This is a genomic window from Streptomyces sp. NPDC058985, from assembly GCF_042740985.1.
Lineage (GTDB): Bacteria > Actinomycetota > Actinomycetes > Streptomycetales > Streptomycetaceae > Streptomyces.
Genome location: NZ_JBHYJX010000011.1, coordinates 26014 through 43787, shown reverse-complemented (window position 1 = coordinate 43787; position 17774 = coordinate 26014). Strand labels below are relative to the sequence as shown.

Below are 17774 nucleotides of genomic sequence, written 5' to 3'. Positions count from 1 at the left end.
TCACAGGAACCGGCGCAGGGGCTGGACGGCCGCCTCGCGGGCGCGCTGGAGCACCGAACGCCGCTTCCAGACACCCTTGCGGATCGGCTCGGCCGTCGCCTTGTCGGCGTCGAAGTGGGCGTCCAGGGCGGCGGTGAACTCCTCGTCCAGGACGGCCAGCATGACTTCCTCGTCGTGGTCGAGGGAGCGCCGGTTGAAGTTGGTCGACCCGACGAGGGCGGCCGTGCGGTCCACGGTGATGACCTTGGCGTGCATCATGGTCGGCTGGTACTCGTAGACCCTCACCCCGCAGGCGAGGAGATCGTCGTAGTAGTGCTGCCCGGCCAGCCGGCAGACGCGCTTGTCGGTGTGCGGGCCGGGCAGCAGGATCTCCACCTCCACGCCGCGCCGTGCGGCGGCGCACAGGAGTTCGATGAAGTAGCTGTCCGGGGAGAAGTAGGCGGTGGTCAGGCGGAATCGCTCCTCGGCGGACTCGATCATGACCCGGATCAGGGTCTGCATGTCCTGCCAGCCGAAGCTGGCCGAGCCGCGCACCACCTGCACCACCGCGTCGCCGTGGGGACGGTGGGGGGTGAAGCGGTCGCGGTCGTCGAAGAGCTCGTCGTGGCACTCGGCCCAGTTCTGCGCGAACGCGGCCGCGATGCCGTCCACGGCCGGTCCCCGCACCTGGACGTGCGTGTCCCGCCACTCACCGGGGTTGCGGGCGTCGCCGCACCACTCCTCGGCGATGCCCACGCCGCCGGTGAAGGCCACCTGCTCGTCCACGACCAGGACCTTGCGGTGGCAGCGGTGATTCTGCTTGAGCGGCGACAGGTGCGCGGGCTTGCGGAACCAGGCCACCTGGACGCCGACCCGGTCCATCTCGGCGAGCAGGTCGGAGTCGATGAGCCGGCTGCCGAAGCCGTCGAGGAGCAGCCGCACGCGCACCCCGGCCCGGGCCCGCTCCGCGAGGGCGTGCGCGAATTCGCGCGCGATCTCGCCCTTCCAGTACACGAACGTCATCATGTCCACGGTGTGCTCGGCGGAGCGGATGGCGTCGAGCATGGCCGGGAAGATCTCGTCCCCGTTGCGCAGCGGAAGCAGCGCGTTGCCCTCGGTCGCCGCGATGCCGATCAGACGCTCCAGGCGGCGCCGTATCCGCACGGCTCGTTCCGTCACACCACCGTCGTCCGCCGCGCGGGCGGAGGCCGACGGGACCTCCTGGACACTCGTCATCCCTGTTTCCTTTCGAAGCGCGCAAGGGGAAGCGACAGTTCCCGGTGAACCCGCCCCTGAGCCGTCGGCCGACGCCGACGACGCTGCGTCTGCCCTGTCCGCCGCCGTGCATGCGCGTCGTCTTGTGTGAGGCGTCGCCGCCGACCGGGCCGCCGCAATAACCGGAGGCGTGGCGACCGCGGCACGGCTAGCATCCGCTGTCGGACTCCCGCCGCCGACCGATCAAGGAAACCAACCGCCCATGTCGCGCCGCCCGACCGTGTCGATCACGGAGTTCTCCGTCTCCGGCCCCGACGCAGGTCCCTACGGGATCACCGCCGGACCCGACGGCGCCGTGTGGTTCACCATGGTCCACCACGGGCGGATCGGGCGCCTCACCCCCGACGGCGCCACCGACTCCCACGCCCTGGAACCGGACTCCGGGGGACCGTCGACCATCACGGCGGGGCCCGACGGCGCGCTGTGGTTCACCGAGTTCCGCGGCCACCGGATCGGCCGTGTCACCACGGCCGGGGAGGTCACGTCGTTCCCGCTGCCCACGCCGGACGCCGGGCCGTTCGGGATCGTGGCGGGCCCGGACGGCGCGCTGTGGTTCACGGAGGCGAGCGCCGACCGCATCGGCCGGATCACGACCGGCGGTCGGGTCACCGAGTTCCCGCTCCCCGTCTCGGGTGCCTTCCCCTCGGGCATCGCCGTCGGCCGGGACGACCGGCTGTGGTTCACCATGAACCGGGCGAACGCGATCGGCGCCATCTCCCTCGACGGCGCCGTCGACGTCCACCCGCTGCCGACACCGGACGCCGCGCCCGTCGGCATCGCGGCCGGGGCCGACGGCGCCATGTGGTTCGTCGAGATCGGTGCCGGGCGGATCGGGCGGATCACCCCGGACGGCACGATCGACGCATTCGCCCTGCCCGACTCCGGGTCGCGCCCGCACGCCATCGCCGCCGCCACCGACGGCGGCTGCTGGTTCACCGAGTGGGGAGCCAACCGGGTCGGGCGGATCACCCCCGACGGCGAGATCGACGAGTACGACCTCCCCACCCCGGACTCGGAACCCCACGGCATCGTCCAGGGACCGGACGGCGCGATCTGGACCGCCCTGGAGAACGGGACGATCGCCCGCCTGACGACACTCTGACCAAAGGGCCCCAGAGACGCGCCTCGTGGACCGCCGCGGCGCCGATGACTTTCCGTCCCGCCGCCGGTCACCACTCTTACGTACACGTGTGGCAAGGAGGAGAGACCGATGTCAAGCCTCATGGTGGACTTCATCATCTCGCTCGACGGCTACGGGGCCGCGGAGGGATGGCCGGGCTTCTGGGGCATGGAGGGGCCCGAGTACCTCGCCTGGCTGGAGGAGGACTCGCACAAGGAGTACACGACCCTCATGGGCGCCACGACGTACCGGCTCATGTCCGGGTTCGCCGCCCAGATGCCCGACGACCCGGGGATGACCCTCCTGGCCGCGACGCCCAAGGTGGTGTTCTCCTCGACCCTTCAGGCGCCGCTGTCGTGGTCCGCTACGGAGCTGAACCGCGAGGAGCCCGTGGCGGCCGTGCGGGAGATGAAGCGCGACGGGCGCCCGCTGCGCACCCTCGGCAGCCTCACCCTGTGCCGGTCGCTCATCGCGGCGGGCGTGGTCGACCGCTTCCGCGTGGTCGTCTTCCCGGTCATCACCGGCGCCACCGGGAAGGACCGCATCTTCGACGGCTACCCCGACCTCGCCCTCGACATGGTCGAACACCGCACGTTCGACGGCGGGCTCCAGTTGCTCGAGTACGTTCCCAGGGTCCTCGACGGGCCGCCCGGCACCGGCGACTAGGACCGGCCCGGGCCGAGCGCGAGCATCGCCCCGGCGACCTCGTCGGCCGACGCGTCGGGGATCGCGGTCGCCGCGTCCTCCAGGACGAGCAGCCGGGCGCCGGGGATCTCGCGCGCGATCGCCTCGGCGTTGCCGACGGGGAAGAACGGGTCGCGGCGGCCGTGGACGACGAGCGTGGGGACCGTGATCCCGGGCAGCCGCTCCCGCCAGCGGGGCGCGCAGTCGAGCGCGGAGAAGACCATGCCGAGCTGGTTGGCCAGCTGCACGGGAGGTGCGGTGCCGGGCGTGCGGTCCCAGACGCGCGCCGCCGTCGTGCGCGCGGCGTCGGGGTCGTCGCCGAGGATCGCCGCGCCGGCGGCGGCGAACTCCGCCACCGCCTCCCGGTCGGTCCAGTCCGGCATGGGATGCGCGAACAGGCGGCTCATCGTCGCCGCGTCGTGGTCGGGGAGGTCGTCGTCGGGCGGGCCGGGGGCGACCGCGCGGGTACCGGCCAGGGTGAGCGCGGAGAACTCCTCCGGATGGTCGAGGGCGGCCACCTGGGCGACCATCCCGCCGACGCCGATCCCCGCGAGATGCGCGGGCCCGCCGCCCAGGGCGTGCGCGAGCGCCGCCGCGTCGGAGGCGAGGTCCCGCAGGGTGTAGGCGGGCGCCTCCGGATCCGCCGTCGTCGACTCGCCGCTGTCGCGCAGGTCGTAGCGGACCACGCGCCGACCGCCGGCGGCCAGTCGCTCGCAGAGCGCGTCGGGCCAGGACAGCATCGTCGTCCCGCCCGCGAGCAGGACGAGGGGCGCGTCGTCGGCACCGAACGACTCGACGCCCAGGGTCACTCCGTTGGCGTTGACGGTACTCATCGGACCACCGTATCCGGCGTTGGGCGAGCGGGCCGGTCCGACCGGCGAGGGGGAGGGGCCTACACGGTCGCGTCGTCCCGCGCAGGCCGAGGGAGGGCCATAATCCGTGCGTGACCCTCACCCCGCGACGCCTCGCCCTGGCCACCCTGGACCGGCAACTCCTGCTCGAACGCGAGCGCCTGGACGTGGCGGAGGCGGTGCGCCGGGTCTGCGCGCTGCAGGCGCAGTCACCGGCGTCGCCGTACCTGGCGCTGTGGAACCGGGTGCGGGACTTCGCGCCGGAGGACCTCGACGCGGCGTTCGCGGAGCGCCGGATCGTCAAGGCGAGCCTGATGCGGATCACCCTGCACGCCGTGCACGCCGAGGACTACGCGCCCTACCGCGCGGCCATGCTGAGCACCCTGCGCGCCTCCCGGCTGTACGACCGCCGCTTCACCTCGACCTCGCTGACCCCCGCCGACGCCGACGGACTGCTCCCGGAACTCGCCGGGTTCCTGGACCGGCCCCGCACCGGCGCCGAGGTGGAGAGGGAGGTCACCGCGCGCTTCGGCGAGGACGCGCACCGCGTGTGGTGGGCGCTGCGCACCTACGCGCCGATACATCACGGGCCGACCGGCGGGCCCTGGTCGTTCACCGCGCGCAACGCCTACCTGGCCGCCCCGGCCGACGCCGAGAACGGTCCGGGAGAGGCGGCCGCGGGGGTACGGCGGCTGCTGCTCTCCTACCTGCGGGCGTTCGGGCCCGCCACGGCCCAGGACTTCGCCCGTTTCACCCTGCTGACGCGCGGCGCCGTCGACGGGGCGCTGCGCGGACTCGGCGACCGGGTGGTGCCGGTGGCGGGCCGGGGCCGCGCCGCCCTGTTCGACCTGGCGGACGCCACCGTGCCGGCCGAGGACACCGAGGCCCCGCCCCGGCTGCTGCCGATGTGGGACAGCACCCTGCTCGCGCACGTCGTACCGGGACGGTTCCTGCCTCCCGAGTACCGCCCGGCGGTCGTCCGCCGCAACGGTGACGTGCTGCCCTGCCTGCTGGTCGACGGCCGGGTCGCCGGGGTGTGGCGCGCGGTCGACGGCGGACTGGAACTGACCGCCTTCCACAGACTCGGCAAGGCCGCGTGGCGCGGGGTGACCGAGGAGGCGGAGAAACTGTCGGCGCTTCTCGCCGACCGTGATCCGGCCGTTTACCGACGCTACGGACACTGGTGGGAAAAAGGGCTCCCGGGTGCCGAACACGTGACCGTGAAGGGCTGATCCCGGGCGGGGTCGGATTTTCCGGGAAGCAGGTAAAATTACTCCAAAGGCGCCTGTGTGGGTGCCTTGATCACTACTTGATCAACAGACCGCTCTTTTCGCATCGTCCGGGAGGGGTCGCCATGGATCCTTGGCTGATCTGGTTGATCGTTTCGGCGGTCCTGATCGTGGCGGAGATCTTCACGCTGACCGCCGCGCTCGGAATGCTGGGCGCGGCCGCGCTGATCACGGCGGGATCCGCCGCGGCCGGCCTTTCACCGCCTTTCCAGTTCCTGCTGTTCACCGTCGTCGCCACGGTCACCCTGCTGTTCGTGCGCCCCGTCGCCGTACGCCATCTCCTGCAGCCCCAGACCGCGAGGTTCGGCGTGGAGGCGCTGGTCGGCAAGGCCGCGTACGTCGTCTCCGAGGTGACCGGCATGGACGGCAGGGTCCGCATCGACGGTGAGGAATGGAGCGCCCGTTCCTACGACGAGACGCTGGTGATTCCCCGCGGGGCGACGGTCGACGTACTGGAGATCAGCGGCACCACCGCATTCGTCTATCCCCGGGAGTGACCATGGAAGTCTCGGCGTTCCTGATCGCCGGTGTGATCGTCGCCCTTCTCGCGGTGTTCACCGTGGTGCGGGCGGTTCGCATCGTGCCCCAGGCCCGTGCCCGCAATGTCGAACGGCTCGGCCGCTACCATCGCACGCTGAAACCGGGGCTCAATCTCGTCATCCCCTACATCGACCGGGTCTATCCGGTGATAGACCTGCGCGAACAGGTCGTCTCCTTCAAGCCGCAGCCGGTCATCACCGAGGACAATCTCGTCGTCGAGATCGACACCGTGCTGTATTTCCAGGTGACCGATCCACGCGCGGCCTTCTACGAGATAGCGAACTTCCTCCAGGCGGTCGAGCAGCTCACCGTCACCACCCTGCGCAACGTCGTGGGTTCGATGGACCTGGAGAAGACCCTCACCTCGCGCGACACCATCAACAGCCAGCTCCGCGGCGTACTGGACGAGGCCACCGGCAAATGGGGGCTGCGCGTGAACCGGGTGGAGATCAAGGCCATCGACCCGCCGCAGACCATCAAGGACGCGATGCAGAAGCAGATGCGGGCCGAGCGCGACAAGCGGGCCGCGATCCTCGGCGCGGAGGGCCAGCGCCAGTCGCAGATCCTCACCGCCGAGGGCGACAAGCAGGCCGCCGTGCTCCGCGCGGAGGGCAACCGCACCGCCGAGATCCTCAAGGCCGAGGGGCAGTCCCGGGCCATCGACGAGGTCTTCCAGGCCGTGCACCGCAACGACCCCGACCCCAAGCTCCTGGCCTACCAGTACCTCCAGGTGCTGCCGCAGCTCGCCCAGGGTTCGGGCAGTACCTTCTGGGTCATCCCCAGCGAGGTCACCTCCGCGCTGCAGGGCGTCTCCCGCGCCTTCACCGAGGCGCTGCCCCAGTCACCCGCCACCCGCGAGAGCCGCTCGGACGACGGTGCCGCCCAGGCCGCCAACGACACGGCCCAGGCCGCGGAGGCCGCCGCCGAGGCCGTCGCCGACGCCGCCCGGGCCGACCGGGTGGCCTCCGAGGCGATGCGCGCCCCCGTGACCGAGGACCGATGAGAACCCCGCCCGTCCATGCGAGGCCCCCATGTTCGATGTGCCCTTCTGGCTCTGGATAGCCTTCGCCGCCACCGTCGTCGTGTCGCTCGCCGTCGACCTCCTGGCCCACCGCAGCGCACACGTCATCGGATTCAAGGAGGCGGCCGCCTGGAGCGGCCTGTGGGTGGGCCTGGCGCTCGTCTTCGGGGCGATCGTCTTCCTCGTCCTCGGCCCGACCGCGGGCACGGAGTACACCACCGCGTGGCTGCTGGAGAAGAGTCTCTCGGTCGACAACCTCTTCGTCTTCGCCCTGATCTTCGCCTACTTCAAGGTGCCACGGGCCTACCAGCACCGCGTCCTCTTCTTCGGCGTCATCGGCGCGCTGGTGTTCCGTGGCATCTTCCTCGCCGCCGGCGTGGCCGTGGTCAACCGCTTCACCGCCGTGCTGTTCGCCTTCGCGGCCATCCTCTTCTGGAGCGTCTACAAGATCCTCAAGGGTGAGGAGGAGAGCTTCGACCCCGGCAAGAGCTTCGCCGTCCGGCTGCTGCGCAAGGTCATCCCCGTGCGGGACACGTACGCGGGCCCCAAGTTCTTCGTGAAGGAGGCCGGCAAGCACGTGGCGACGCCGCTGCTCGCGGTCGTCGCCGCGATCGAGGCGGCGGACCTGATCTTCGCCGTGGACAGTGTGCCCGCCGTGCTCGCGGTCAGTGACGACACCTTCATCGTCTACACCAGCAACGCCTTCGCCATCCTCGGCCTGCGGGCCCTGTACTTCATGCTCTCCGGGCTGCTCGACCGCTTCCACTACCTGAGCAAGGGACTGGCGGTCATCCTGGGGTTCATCGGCGTCAAGCTCATCCTCCAGGCGACCCACAAGACGGTCAGCCCCTCCGTGCCGGAGATTCCCTCGCCCGTGAGCCTGGCGGTCATCGTCGTGGTCCTGGCGGCGTCGGTGTTCCTGAGCCTGCGGCGCCCACCCGACACGGACGACGGGGACACGGGCGGTCCCGGCGAGGAAGTCCTGACCTCACCCGAACATAAGAACGTAAAATAGGGGTAAAGTCCCTCACAACCTCCCAAATCCGTTCCCAGTGCGGACGTGAGAACCATGAGCAGTCACACGCAGCAGAAGAAAGAGACCCGCACCGCACCCCGGCAGGCCGACTCGCAGCGCCATGACATCTGCCCCACCTGCGGTCACTCCGTCCCGGCGGAGATCACCCGACACAAAACCCTCGGGATCTACGTCCCGGTCTGGGGGCCGGGCACCTGCCGGAACCCCGACTGCGGCACCGACGCAACCGGCCCCCGCCACTGACCCCGTAGCGGCACCGACCCGTTCCGCCACCGGCACGCGGCGCCGAGGGGCCCGGCGCCCGCCCGGACTCAGCCGACGGCGGGCCCGGTGACGGGCCTGCCCTCGGCGTCGTAGGGCCAGACGTTGGTCCGGCAGCCGTGCAGCCCCTTGATCTGCTGCATCATCACCGGTGCCGGCCGCCCCGCCCCGGGGCACCCCTCGTGGCCGTGGCCCAGGAAGTGCCCGACCTCGTGGTTGATGATCAGCGCCCGGTACGACGTCACGTCGTCCGCGTAGCACTGCGTGGCCAGCAGCCACCGCTTGAGGTTGACCATGACGTCCTGACCGACGTTGCAGTTGACCTCGCCGCCCGTGTCCAGGCCGTACCGGCCGCAGACCGTGTCCACCGTCCCCGCCGTGGCGAGCCGTACCCGGAAGTCGGAGGCGCCGCCCGTCACTCGCCGGAACCCCACGATTCCGTCCGCCGTCCAGCCCCGCTCGTCGGCGAGGATCCGATCGACCTCGGCCGCGACGTCCCGGGCCGGGATCCCGATGCCGTCCTCGACCTGGACCACGTAGGTCAGCGTCCGTCCGCTCCCGCCGACCCGGTCCCCGCCGCCACCCGCGGTGGCGAACGTCCCCGGGCCGGACGACGGGATCGAGCCGGGGCCGCGCTCCCTCCCCGTCCCCTCCGTCCCGCCGGCCTTCTCCGTCGCCTCGGCCCGCTCCGTCTCGACGGCCCGCTCCGTCTCGACGGCGTCGCGCGGCCCGGGCCGCGCGGACGCGGTGGACGACGCGGAGGGGGCCGGCGAGCCCGCCGGGCCGGTGGCGCCGGCGGAGCGGTCCGCGGCGGCTTCCCCGCCCTCCCGCAGGGCCAGACCGCCGGCGAGCACCAGTACCGCCCCGGCCGCGAGCCCCGGCCACAGCAGACGCGACCTGACGCCCCGGCGGCGGCGCGCACCGCCGCCACGGCGGCCGCGGGGCCCGGGGCGGTGCCGCCGGTCGGCCGCGGAGAAGGACGAGGGGATCGATCGGCGCTCGTTCATGATCACGAAGCGTGCCGCGACGGTGTGATCGCCCGTGGACCGCTGTTGGACCGCTGTGTAACAGCCGTCACCCGCGCGGGGCCGCCCGCCCGTTCATACGCATACTGAGACCCATGCCACGGGTCCTGATCATCGAAGACGACCGCGCCGTCCGCGACGGCCTGCGCCTCGCCCTGCGCCGCCAGGGGCACGAGGTCGCCGCCGCCGCGACGGGCGAGGAAGGGCTGGAGCTGCTGCGGTCGTTCCGGCCCGACGCCGTCGTCCTCGACCTGATGCTGCCCGGCATGTCCGGCCTGGAGGTGTGCCGCCGCGCACGCGCCCACGACCAGGTGCCGATCATCATGGCCACCGCCCGCGGCGACGACACGGACATCGTCGTCGGCCTGGAGGCCGGAGCCGACGACTACGTGGTCAAGCCGGTCCGCGCCCGGGTCCTGGACGCACGCATCCGCGCGGTGCTGCGCCGTGCCGGCGGCACCTCGGACGACCAGGGCACCCCGCGCCCGGAACACCACGGCGACCTGGTCATCGACCGCGCCGGACTGACCGTCACCCACCAGGGCCGGCCCGTCGCCCTCGGCCCCTCGGAACTGCGGCTGCTGCTCACGCTGTCCGCGTCGGCGGGCCAGGTGTTCAGCCGCCAGCAGCTCCTGGAAGCCGTGTGGGAGCACAGCTACCACGGGGACGCCCGGCTCGTGGACGCCTGCGTCAAGCGCCTGCGGGCCAAGATCGGCGAGCCCGCGGGGAGCCCCCGCCACGTCCACACCGTGCGCGGCTTCGGCTACCGGTTCGGGGCCCGGTGAGGGTTCCGCGGGCGCTGCGCGCGCTGAACGGACTGCGCGTGCGGCTGGTGGTGGCCTTCACCCTCGTCGCCGTCGTGGCCACCGTGACCACCGGCGCGCTGACCTTCCGCGAGGCACGCAACGGGGTCCTCCAGCAGAGCCAGGACACCGTGATCGAGGACTTCCGGCACCGGGTCAACACCCTGGTCCCCAACTACCGCTTCCCGCCCGACGCGGCCGATCTCCAGGCGTTCGCCGCCGACGTGGCGCGCGGCGGCCGGTCCCAGACCTGGCGGGTGCTCGCCGCCTACCGGGACGCCGACGCCACCTCGCGCCCCGGGGACGCCTTCCGCGAACTGTCCCCGGAGATGCGCGAGTCCGTGCGCTCCCGCCGGGCCACCGTGTTCCAGCGGGTGTCGCACGACGGCCGGTCCGCACTCGTCGTCGGCATGCCGGTCACCTTCAGCGGCCCGTACGCCACCGCGGAGCGCGCCTCCGGCCTGGAGGTCTACCTGACCGTGCCCCAGCAGGAGGAACAGGGCTACGTCGACGCCCTGGTCACCGCCATCGAACGGGCCACCGTGCCGGCGCTGGCGCTGGCCGTGCTGATCGCGCTGCTGGCCGCGCGCGGGGTGCTGCGCCCCGTGCGGGCACTGCGCCGGGCCACCCGCAGCATCGCCGAGGGCCGCCTGGACACCCGGCTCGCGGTGCAGGGCTCCGACGAACTCGCCGACCTGTCCCACACCTTCAACGAGACCGCCGCCGCCCTGGAGGGCTCGGTGGCGGAGCTGCGGCGCATGGAGGCCGGCGCCCGCCGTTTCGCCGCGGACGTCTCGCACGAACTGCGCACCCCGCTCGCGGCGATGTCGGCGGTGACGGACGTACTCGACGAGGACGCCGCCGGACTGGACGAGGACACGGCGACGGCGGTGCGCCTCATCAGCGAGGAGACCACCAAGCTGGCCGCCCTGGTGGACGACCTGATGGAGATCTCCCGGTTCGACGCGGGGGCCGCCGCCCTGCACCTGGACGAGATCGACCTGGCGGAGTCGGTACGGCGCACGCTCGCCTCCCGCGGCTGGCTGGACTCGGTGACGGCAGGCCTGCCCGGACCGGGCGAGCTGCGCGGCCGGGTCGACCCGCGCCGCCTCGACGTCGTCGTCGCGAACCTCGTCGGCAACGCCCTGCGGCACGGCGCGCCCCCGGTCCACGTCGGCCTGAGCGCGGGGGGCGGGACCCGCACCGGGGAAGAGGCGGTCCTCACGGTACGCGACCGGGGCGACGGCATCCCCGAGAGCGTCCTGCCGCACGTCTTCGACCGCTTCTACAAGTCGGACGCCGCCCGCACCCGCAGCGAGGGCAGCGGCCTGGGGCTGGCCATCACCGCGGAGAACGTACGCCTGCACGGCGGCACCGTCCGGGCGGCCAACGACCCGGACGGCGGCGCGGTCTTCACGGTCGTCCTGCCCCTGCCGCGCGACGGGGCGCGGGACAGGGCGACGGACGCGGCCGAGGAGGACCGGACATGAGACCGACGATGACACCACGGACCGCCCGACGCGCCCTCCCGCTCCTGCTCGCGGCGCTGCTCCCGCTGGCCGGCTGCGGCATCCCCGAGACCGGCGTGGTCGAGGCGGGGGAACCCGCCACCGGCGTCCTGGATCCGGGTGCCGCTCCCAGCCCGTCCCGGGCACAGCCCACGCCGGTGCCCGTCGCGGCCGTGCCGCTCTTCTTCGTCGACGACGGCGCCCTGTCGCCGGTGACCCGGACGGTGCCCGGGGCCACCGATCCCGGCACCATCGTCCTCATGCTCTTCAAGGGCCCGGACGACCAGGAGCGGACCAGGGGACTGACGACCGAACTGCCGCCCACCGCCGCCGCGCCCACCGTCCGCGTCGACGGGGCGTCGGTCACCGTGCTCCTGCCGCGCGGCACCAGCAGCCTCAGCGACACCGCCGTGGACCAGCTGGCCTGCACGGTCGCCGCCGCCCGGCTGCGTCAGGACCCGGCACTGGACCGGGCGCAGGTGACCGTGGAACAGCCCGGCGGCCGGCTCGAGGGCCGCTCCAGCGACGACTGCCCGGCGGGCGCGGAACCGGCCCGGGCGGGGACGGGCGGCACCGGAACCGCCGCGCCCCGCGCAAGCGGCACCGGTGTGCCCGGCGAGGGTGGCACCGGCGCGCCCGACGAAAGCGGAACCGGCGCCCCCGGCTCATCCGGTGGCACCGGCGGTGGCGGCTGACGCACCCGCGTCAGCGTCGTCCGCCCTGCCCTCCGCTGCCGAACGCACCGCTGCCGCCCTCGTCCCAGCGGGGCCGCTCCTGCCCGGCGGCGGTGCGGCTGCCCTGATGGCCGAGGTCGTGCGGCAGCATCCGTTCGTCGCTCTGCGGCATCTCGTCGGGCTCCCGCCGCTCCCGTACCTCGCGCACGGGCCCGTCGTCGGGCAGACGGGGCTGCTCCTCCGGCAGCGGCGGGGGAGACTCACGGCGCTTCTGACGGCTGCCGAAGGCGAACGCGCCGATCAGCACGGCCACCACCACGACGGCGGCCACGATCAGTCCGACGCCGAGCCCGCCCACGCTCGCGGCCAGTTCCATCCCTGTGTCGTTCATGGCGGCCGGGTACCCGGAAATCCCGCCAGAACCCTTGGAAACACCCGGGCCCGCCGGTTTGCCGTCGCCCGCGGCGGCAACCCGCCCGGTGTGACATCGACGACGACTTCACAGCAGGAGCTGTTCCGCTTCCTCGAGGACCGCTTCGCGTGCGCACAGGCGTGCACCGAGTGCGCCAGGGCCTGCGCCCTGCGAGCGAGCCTCGTGGACCCGGACGGAACCGAGAACCAGGAACTCGTGCGGCGCCGGGGCATCATGTGCGCGGAGGTCTGCGACGCGACCTGCCGGGTGCTGTCCGAACAGAACCAGGTGGACGAGGACGCCATCCGCGTCCAGCTGGAGTGGTGCCGGCAGGTGTGCCTGGAGAGCGCCCACGTCTTCGACGCGCACCCGGGCGCGGAGGAGAGCGCGCAGGCGTGCCGCGACTGCGCGCGGGCCTGCGGAGAGTTCCTGGCCACCCTGCACTGACGCCCGGGAGCGGTCGCCCCTGGGATCCGGCCGCGCGGGGCGTTAGCCTCGCTCCATGGCGGCGACGCGTTCCCACACGGACCCGGGGCTGTTCGGCCCGGACTCGGTGACCTGGCAGGCGCACGGCGACCCGATGATGTGGATCGCCGGCATCCGCGCCCTCTACCTCCAGGCCCTGCACCCCCGCGCCGTACGGGGTGTCACGCAGAACAGCGACTTCCGGCGCGACGCCTGGGGCCGCCTGATGCGCACCGCCGGATTCGTCGGCACCACCACGTACGGCACCACGGAGGCCGCCGAGCGGGCGGGCGCCCGGGTCCGGAAGATCCACACCATGCTCGGCGCGACCGACCCCGGCACGGGGGAGCGGTACGGCGTGGACGAACCCGCGCTGCTGATGTGGGTGCACTGCGCCGAGATCGGCTCCTACCTGCACGTGCTGCGCCGCTCCGGCTACCCCCTCACCGACGCCCACGCCGACCGCTACCTCGCCGAGCACCGGCACAGCGCCCGCCTCGTCGGCCTCGACCCCGAAGCCGTACCCGGCGACCGGTCCGAGCTGGCCGCCTACTTCGAACGGGTACGGCCCGAGCTGGCCGCCGGCGCCGAGGCACACGAGGTGGACGACTTCCTGCGCGAGCCGCCCGTCCCGCCCCTGCTGGTCCCGGCCCGCGCACTGCTGTGGCGGCGGGTCGCGCATCTGGCGTACGACTCCCTACCGCCGTACGCGCACGAGCTGTACGGCAGACCGGCGCCCCCACCCGCCACCGTCACGCGGCGGCTGCGCGCCACGGGCACCGTGCTGCGCGCGATTCCCGCACGTCTGCGCTGGCAACTGCCGCCCAAACACATCCTGAGCGCGATGGCACGGCTCGGTCCGGCCGCGCGCCCGGCACCGTACAGACTCGGACGATAAGCCGCCATACTGGACCGGCCAGGGGAGGGCGCGGACTGCTACGGGGGCGGGCGGCGAGATGGGGGACACCACGCTGCTCCAGGGCCGGTACCGGCTGCTGGAGCGGATCGGGCGCGGCGGCATGGGCGAGGTCTGGCGGGCGAAGGACGAGTCACTGGGCCGTCGCGTCGCCGTCCAGTGTCGCAAGCCGGGCCGGGTGCCCGTCGCCCGAGGTCAGGGCGTGCTGCGCCCAGGGCCGGCTGGAGGAGGTGGCGCCGTCCGTCGCGGCCCGTCCCCGGGGCCGTTCCGGCGAGACGCACGACGTCCACGCCCGCGCCCTCGCCGGTCTCCCCGGGCCGCGCGAGGTCCGCACCGCCCGGCTGATGCGCACCTTCCGGCGGGCCGGACGCCCCGTGGGCGCCGCGGGCGGCCCGGTCACCGGCGGGCTCTTCCACCGGCCGGCCCCGTGAGCCACCCCTGGCCGCCCCGGACCACCCCGTGTTACCAAGAGCCATGACCCCGACCAGCACACCCCCCGCCTCCCGCACCTACGACGCCGTGATCGTCGGCGGCGGCCACAACGGCCTGGTCGCCGCCGCCTACCTGGCCCGCGCCGGCCGCTCCGTGCTGGTACTGGAACGGCTGGACCACACGGGCGGCGCGGCTGTCTCCACCCGGCCGTTCGCCGGGGTCGACGCCCGGCTGTCCCGGTACTCGTACCTGGTCAGCCTGTTGCCGGAGAAGATCGTGCGGGACCTGGACCTGGACTTCCGGGTCCGCGGGCGCACGGTCTCCTCGTACACGCCCGTCGAGCGCGACGGCCGCCCCACCGGGCTCCTCGTCGGCGGCGGCGAGCGGCGGACCCGGGAGTCGTTCGCCCGGCTCACCGGGTCGGACCGGGAGTACGCGGCCTGGCAGCGGTTCTACGCCATGACCGGCCACGTCGCCGAACGCGTCTTCCCGACCCTCACCGAGCCCCTGCCCACCCGCGACGAGCTGCGCCGCCGGATCGACGACGAGGTGGCCTGGCGGGCCCTGTTCGAGGAACCGGTCGGCGTCGCCATCGAGGAGCACTTCGCCGACGACACCGTCCGGGGCGTCGCCCTCACCGACGCCCTGATCGGCACTTTCGCCGACGCCCACGACCCCTCGCTGAGCCAGAACCGGTGCTTCCTGTATCACGTGATCGGCGGCGGCACCGGCGCCTGGGACGTGCCGGTCGGCGGCATGGGCGCCCTCACCGACGCCCTGGCCGGCGCGGCGCGCGCCGCGGGCGCCGAACTCGCCACCGGCCACGAGGCGGTGCGGATCGACACCGACGGACACGCGGCCGAGGTCACCTACCGGTCCGCCGACGGCGAGCACGTCGCCGCCGCACGGCACGTCCTGGTGAACGCCTCCCCGCGAGAGCTGGCCGCCCTGACCGGCACCCCCGCGCCGCCGCCCGCCGAGGGCGCCCAGCTCAAGGTCAACATGCTGCTCGACCGGCTCCCGGCGCTGCGCGACCCCGACGCCGACCCGCGCGAGGCGTTCGCCGGGACCTTCCACATCGCCGAGGGGTACGAGCAGTTGGCCGCCGCCCACGCCCAGGCGTCCGCGGGGGCACTGCCCGCCGCCCCGCCCTCCGAGATCTACTGCCACTCCCTGACCGACCCCACGATCCTCGGCCCCGGCCTGGACGGCCTGGGCATGCACACCCTCACGCTCTTCGGCCTGCACACCCCCGCCCGGCTCTTCGCCGGGGACAACGACGCCGTACGCGAGGACCTGCTGAAGTCGACCCTCGCCCAGCTCGACGCCCATCTCGCCGAGCCGATCGCCGACTGCCTGGCGACGGACGCCGACGGGAGGCCCTGCATCGAGGCCAGGACGCCGCTCGACCTGGAGCGCGACCTGCGCCTGCCCGGCGGCAACATCTTCCACCGCGACCTGTCCTGGCCGCACACCCGGGACGGCACCGGCCGCTGGGGTGTGGAGACCGCGCAGGCCAACGTCCTGCTGTGCGGGGCGGGCGCGGTGCGCGGGGGAGGGGTGAGCGGCGTGCCGGGACACAACGCGGCGATGGCGGTACTGGAGGCGGACCGGTGACGGGCGCCCGGGCCGGCCGGCCCGCCCGGGACTAGTCGGCCGACGCCGTCCACCCCGCCGTCTCGACGCGCGCCGCGTCCGCCGGGCGCGCGTCGTGGAACAGGACGTCGCCCGCCGCCTCCGCCCGCAGCCCGTCGACGTACGCGCCGCGGCCCACGTACAGCCGGTCGGTGGTGTACCGCCATCGCAGGGTGAGCGCGCGGGCGGCCGGCAGCCCGGCCGTCAGCCGGTGCCAGACACGCCCCGACCAGCCGGTGACCGAGCCGTCCTCGTGCGCCACGGGTCCGTCTCCGCGCCGAGTGGTCGTGAACGGGACGGGCCGCCAGGCGGCGCCGCCGTCCGTCGACGCCTCCAGGACGAGGGCGTCCGACCCGGGTTCGGTGTCCCACCACAGGTCACAGCGCAGCCCCGCCCGCCCGGCCGACGTGTCGAGCGCGGGCAGCGTGAGCGTGGCCGTCGCGGAACTCGCCGTCCCCGAGAACCACGCCGTGCGCCCGTGCGCGGGCCGGACCGCCACCGCCCGCGCCATGTGGGTGCCGGCCGCCACCCGGGGCGCGGACCCCGAGCGCCAACTGCGCACCGGGTGAACCGAGTTGCCGAGCACGACCAGGAACGAGTCCGTCGTCGGGTCGAGCACCAGCGAGGTACCCGTGAAGCCGGTGTGCCCGGCCGTGCGCGGCGTCGCCATGGCGCCCATGTACCAGTGCTGGTACAGCTCGAAGCCCAGGCCGTGCGCGTCCCCCGGGAAATCCGTGTTGAAGTCGGTGAACATCAGCTCCACCGACTCCGGCCGCAGGACGCGCGCCCGGCCGTAGGAACCGCCGTTGAGCAGGGTGCGGCCGAGCACCGCCAGGTCCCAGGCGCAGGAGAACACCCCGGCGTGACCGGCGACGCCGCCGAGGCTGAACGCGTTCTCGTCGTGCACCTCGCCCCACACCAGACCGCGGTCGAGGCCGGACCAGGGCTGCCGGGCGTCCTCGGTGGCCGCGATGGACGGCCGCCAGGACGCGGGAGGGTTGTAGCGGGTGCGGCGCAGCCCCAGCGGGCGGGTGATCTCGTCGCGCAGCAGGACGTCCAGCGCGCGGCCGGTGACCTTCTCCAGCACCAGCTGGAGCGAGATCATGTTCAGGTCCGAGTACAGGTACGCCGTGCCCGGCGCGCTGACCGGGGCCTCGTCGTAGATGAGCCGCACCTTCTCCTCGTAGGTGGGTGCGCGGAACAGCGGGATCCACGCCCGGAACCCGGAGGTGTGCGTGAGCAGCTGGCGGACCGTCACCCCCTGCTTGCCGGCCCGCCCGAAGTCCGGCAGGTACGACGCGACCGACGCCTCCAGCTCCAGCACACCCCGCTCCAGCTGCTGCACGGCGAGGATCGAGGTGAACAGTTTGGAGATGGACGCGAGATCGAACACGGTGTCGCCGGCCATCGGGATCTGCTCCGCGGCCGGGAACTCGACGCCGGTGTCGGTCGCCTCGTCGTACGCCCGGTAGCGCACCGCCATGCCGATCGGCTCGTGCAGCGCGACCGTGCCGCCCCGGCCTGCCAGCAGCACGGCGCCCGCGTACCACGGGTGCTGCGGAGAGGGCCCGAGGTAGGTCTCCGCGTCGCTGACGAGCCGTCGCAGATGCCCCGGGAGCAGCCCCGCGCGCTCGGCGGAGCCGCGCCGGAGGGTGGGCCGGCGGCCCCGGTCCGCGACCGCCTCGGCCGGCCCGGCGGCGAACGGCGCGATGGCCAGGGCACCGCCCAGGGCCAGGGCGCCGGCGCCCAGTTGACGCCGTGTGAATCCGCTGGTCGCCTGTCCGGCCATCGAAGAGTCTCCCGCCACCGAAGCTGAAAGTATCTTTCCCGGATCGCCGTGCGGAGTGA

19 protein-coding genes are annotated in these 17774 nt (G+C 73.5%); 14 read left to right on the top strand and 5 right to left on the bottom strand.

What is annotated here, in order from left to right; all coding sequences use genetic code 11:
• Entirely contained in the window at positions 1-1215 is a 1215-nt protein-coding gene (locus ACFW01_RS12780; protein WP_384503447.1) for a phosphatidylserine/phosphatidylglycerophosphate/cardiolipin synthase family protein, read from the bottom strand.
• 241 nt (positions 1216-1456) lie between these two features.
• Between ACFW01_RS12780 and ACFW01_RS12775 the strand changes: the two genes are divergently transcribed.
• Positions 1457-2356: a virginiamycin B lyase gene (locus ACFW01_RS12775; protein ID WP_384503445.1), complete on the top strand. Its 900-nt coding sequence runs from the start codon at positions 1457-1459 to the stop codon at positions 2354-2356.
• A gap of 108 nt (positions 2357-2464) precedes the next feature.
• Positions 2465-3040 carry a dihydrofolate reductase family protein gene (locus ACFW01_RS12770; RefSeq protein ID WP_384503443.1) on the top strand — a complete coding sequence of 192 codons (576 nt, stop codon included), beginning with the start codon at positions 2465-2467 and terminating at the stop codon, positions 3038-3040.
• Here the strand turns inward: ACFW01_RS12770 and ACFW01_RS12765 are convergent.
• Positions 3037-3891: an alpha/beta fold hydrolase gene (locus ACFW01_RS12765; RefSeq protein ID WP_384503441.1), complete on the bottom strand. Its 855-nt coding sequence runs from the start codon at positions 3889-3891 to the stop codon at positions 3037-3039. The genes ACFW01_RS12770 and ACFW01_RS12765 overlap by 4 nt on opposite strands.
• Before the next feature lie 110 nt (positions 3892-4001).
• On the opposite strand from ACFW01_RS12765, the gene ACFW01_RS12760 reads away from it, so the two are divergent.
• The 5 genes from ACFW01_RS12760 (at position 4002) to ACFW01_RS12740 (ending at position 8038) form a co-directional block, all read left to right on the top strand.
• On the top strand, positions 4002-5141 hold the full coding sequence (locus tag ACFW01_RS12760; protein WP_384503439.1) for a winged helix DNA-binding domain-containing protein: 1140 nt from the start codon (positions 4002-4004) through the stop codon (positions 5139-5141).
• A gap of 122 nt (positions 5142-5263) precedes the next feature.
• Complete coding sequence (locus ACFW01_RS12755) at positions 5264-5695, top strand: NfeD family protein (RefSeq protein ID WP_234959244.1); 432 nt, start codon at positions 5264-5266, stop codon at positions 5693-5695.
• Positions 5696-5697: 2 nt separating this feature from the next.
• Positions 5698-6741 carry an SPFH domain-containing protein gene (locus ACFW01_RS12750; RefSeq protein ID WP_234959245.1) on the top strand — a complete coding sequence of 348 codons (1044 nt, stop codon included), beginning with the start codon at positions 5698-5700 and terminating at the stop codon, positions 6739-6741.
• A 28-nt stretch (positions 6742-6769) separates the two neighbouring features.
• Positions 6770-7774, top strand: a complete 1005-nt coding sequence (locus ACFW01_RS12745) for a TerC family protein (RefSeq protein WP_384503436.1) — start codon at positions 6770-6772, stop codon at positions 7772-7774.
• A 54-nt stretch (positions 7775-7828) separates the two neighbouring features.
• Entirely contained in the window at positions 7829-8038 is a 210-nt protein-coding gene (locus tag ACFW01_RS12740; RefSeq protein WP_234959247.1) for a hypothetical protein, read from the top strand.
• Between the two features lie 68 nt (positions 8039-8106).
• Here the strand turns inward: ACFW01_RS12740 and ACFW01_RS12735 are convergent, their stop codons facing one another.
• Entirely contained in the window at positions 8107-9063 is a 957-nt protein-coding gene (locus ACFW01_RS12735; RefSeq protein ID WP_384503434.1) for a DUF3152 domain-containing protein, read from the bottom strand.
• A gap of 113 nt (positions 9064-9176) precedes the next feature.
• On the opposite strand from ACFW01_RS12735, the gene ACFW01_RS12730 reads away from it, so the two are divergent.
• Genes ACFW01_RS12730 through ACFW01_RS12720 form a run of 3 tightly spaced genes read left to right on the top strand, consistent with a single transcriptional unit; the run spans position 9177 to position 12087 of the window.
• Positions 9177-9866 (top strand): response regulator transcription factor, encoded by a 690-nt coding sequence (locus ACFW01_RS12730; protein ID WP_161330062.1) that lies wholly within the window; start codon positions 9177-9179, stop codon positions 9864-9866.
• Complete coding sequence (locus ACFW01_RS12725) at positions 9863-11374, top strand: ATP-binding protein (RefSeq protein ID WP_384503432.1); 1512 nt, start codon at positions 9863-9865, stop codon at positions 11372-11374. The genes ACFW01_RS12730 and ACFW01_RS12725 overlap by 4 nt, the downstream gene beginning before the upstream one ends.
• Entirely contained in the window at positions 11371-12087 is a 717-nt protein-coding gene (locus ACFW01_RS12720) for a hypothetical protein (protein ID WP_384503431.1), read from the top strand. The genes ACFW01_RS12725 and ACFW01_RS12720 overlap by 4 nt, the downstream gene beginning before the upstream one ends.
• Before the next feature lie 10 nt (positions 12088-12097).
• On the opposite strand, the gene ACFW01_RS12715 is transcribed toward ACFW01_RS12720, so the two are convergent.
• The gene (locus ACFW01_RS12715; protein ID WP_384503429.1) at positions 12098-12457 is read right to left on the bottom strand and encodes a DUF6479 family protein; all 360 of its coding nucleotides are present in this window, start codon (positions 12455-12457) and stop codon (positions 12098-12100) included.
• A gap of 90 nt (positions 12458-12547) precedes the next feature.
• On the opposite strand from ACFW01_RS12715, the gene ACFW01_RS12710 reads away from it, so the two are divergent.
• The 4 genes from ACFW01_RS12710 (at position 12548) to ACFW01_RS12695 (ending at position 15908) form a co-directional block, all read left to right on the top strand.
• Positions 12548-12925, top strand: a complete 378-nt coding sequence (locus ACFW01_RS12710; protein WP_234959252.1) for a four-helix bundle copper-binding protein — start codon at positions 12548-12550, stop codon at positions 12923-12925.
• A 55-nt stretch (positions 12926-12980) separates the two neighbouring features.
• Positions 12981-13841 (top strand): oxygenase MpaB family protein, encoded by an 861-nt coding sequence (locus ACFW01_RS12705; RefSeq protein WP_384503427.1) that lies wholly within the window; start codon positions 12981-12983, stop codon positions 13839-13841.
• 248 nt (positions 13842-14089) lie between these two features.
• The gene (locus ACFW01_RS12700) at positions 14090-14290 is read left to right on the top strand and encodes a hypothetical protein (RefSeq protein WP_384503602.1); all 201 of its coding nucleotides are present in this window, start codon (positions 14090-14092) and stop codon (positions 14288-14290) included.
• 43 nt (positions 14291-14333) lie between these two features.
• Entirely contained in the window at positions 14334-15908 is a 1575-nt protein-coding gene (locus ACFW01_RS12695) for a phytoene desaturase family protein (RefSeq protein WP_384503425.1), read from the top strand.
• A gap of 31 nt (positions 15909-15939) precedes the next feature.
• Here the strand turns inward: ACFW01_RS12695 and ACFW01_RS12690 are convergent, their stop codons facing one another.
• Positions 15940-17715: a serine hydrolase gene (locus ACFW01_RS12690; RefSeq protein ID WP_384503423.1), complete on the bottom strand. Its 1776-nt coding sequence runs from the start codon at positions 17713-17715 to the stop codon at positions 15940-15942.
• Between the last annotated feature and the right edge of the window lie 59 nt (positions 17716-17774).

Coding starts and splice junctions, on each gene's coding strand:
- ACFW01_RS12780 (WP_384503447.1), bottom strand. CDS start 1,215: ATGACGAGTGTCCAGGAGGTCCCGTCGGCCTCCGCCCGCGCGGCGGAC.
- ACFW01_RS12775 (WP_384503445.1), top strand. CDS start 1,457: ATGTCGCGCCGCCCGACCGTGTCGATCACGGAGTTCTCCGTCTCCGGC.
- ACFW01_RS12770 (WP_384503443.1), top strand. CDS start 2,465: ATGTCAAGCCTCATGGTGGACTTCATCATCTCGCTCGACGGCTACGGG.
- ACFW01_RS12765 (WP_384503441.1), bottom strand. CDS start 3,891: ATGAGTACCGTCAACGCCAACGGAGTGACCCTGGGCGTCGAGTCGTTC.
- ACFW01_RS12755 (WP_234959244.1), top strand. CDS start 5,264: ATGGATCCTTGGCTGATCTGGTTGATCGTTTCGGCGGTCCTGATCGTG.
- ACFW01_RS12750 (WP_234959245.1), top strand. CDS start 5,698: ATGGAAGTCTCGGCGTTCCTGATCGCCGGTGTGATCGTCGCCCTTCTC.
- ACFW01_RS12745 (WP_384503436.1), top strand. CDS start 6,770: ATGTTCGATGTGCCCTTCTGGCTCTGGATAGCCTTCGCCGCCACCGTC.
- ACFW01_RS12740 (WP_234959247.1), top strand. CDS start 7,829: ATGAGCAGTCACACGCAGCAGAAGAAAGAGACCCGCACCGCACCCCGG.
- ACFW01_RS12735 (WP_384503434.1), bottom strand. CDS start 9,063: ATGAACGAGCGCCGATCGATCCCCTCGTCCTTCTCCGCGGCCGACCGG.
- ACFW01_RS12730 (WP_161330062.1), top strand. CDS start 9,177: ATGCCACGGGTCCTGATCATCGAAGACGACCGCGCCGTCCGCGACGGC.
- ACFW01_RS12720 (WP_384503431.1), top strand. CDS start 11,371: ATGAGACCGACGATGACACCACGGACCGCCCGACGCGCCCTCCCGCTC.
- ACFW01_RS12715 (WP_384503429.1), bottom strand. CDS start 12,457: ATGAACGACACAGGGATGGAACTGGCCGCGAGCGTGGGCGGGCTCGGC.
- ACFW01_RS12705 (WP_384503427.1), top strand. CDS start 12,981: ATGGCGGCGACGCGTTCCCACACGGACCCGGGGCTGTTCGGCCCGGAC.
- ACFW01_RS12695 (WP_384503425.1), top strand. CDS start 14,334: ATGACCCCGACCAGCACACCCCCCGCCTCCCGCACCTACGACGCCGTG.
- ACFW01_RS12690 (WP_384503423.1), bottom strand. CDS start 17,715: ATGGCCGGACAGGCGACCAGCGGATTCACACGGCGTCAACTGGGCGCC.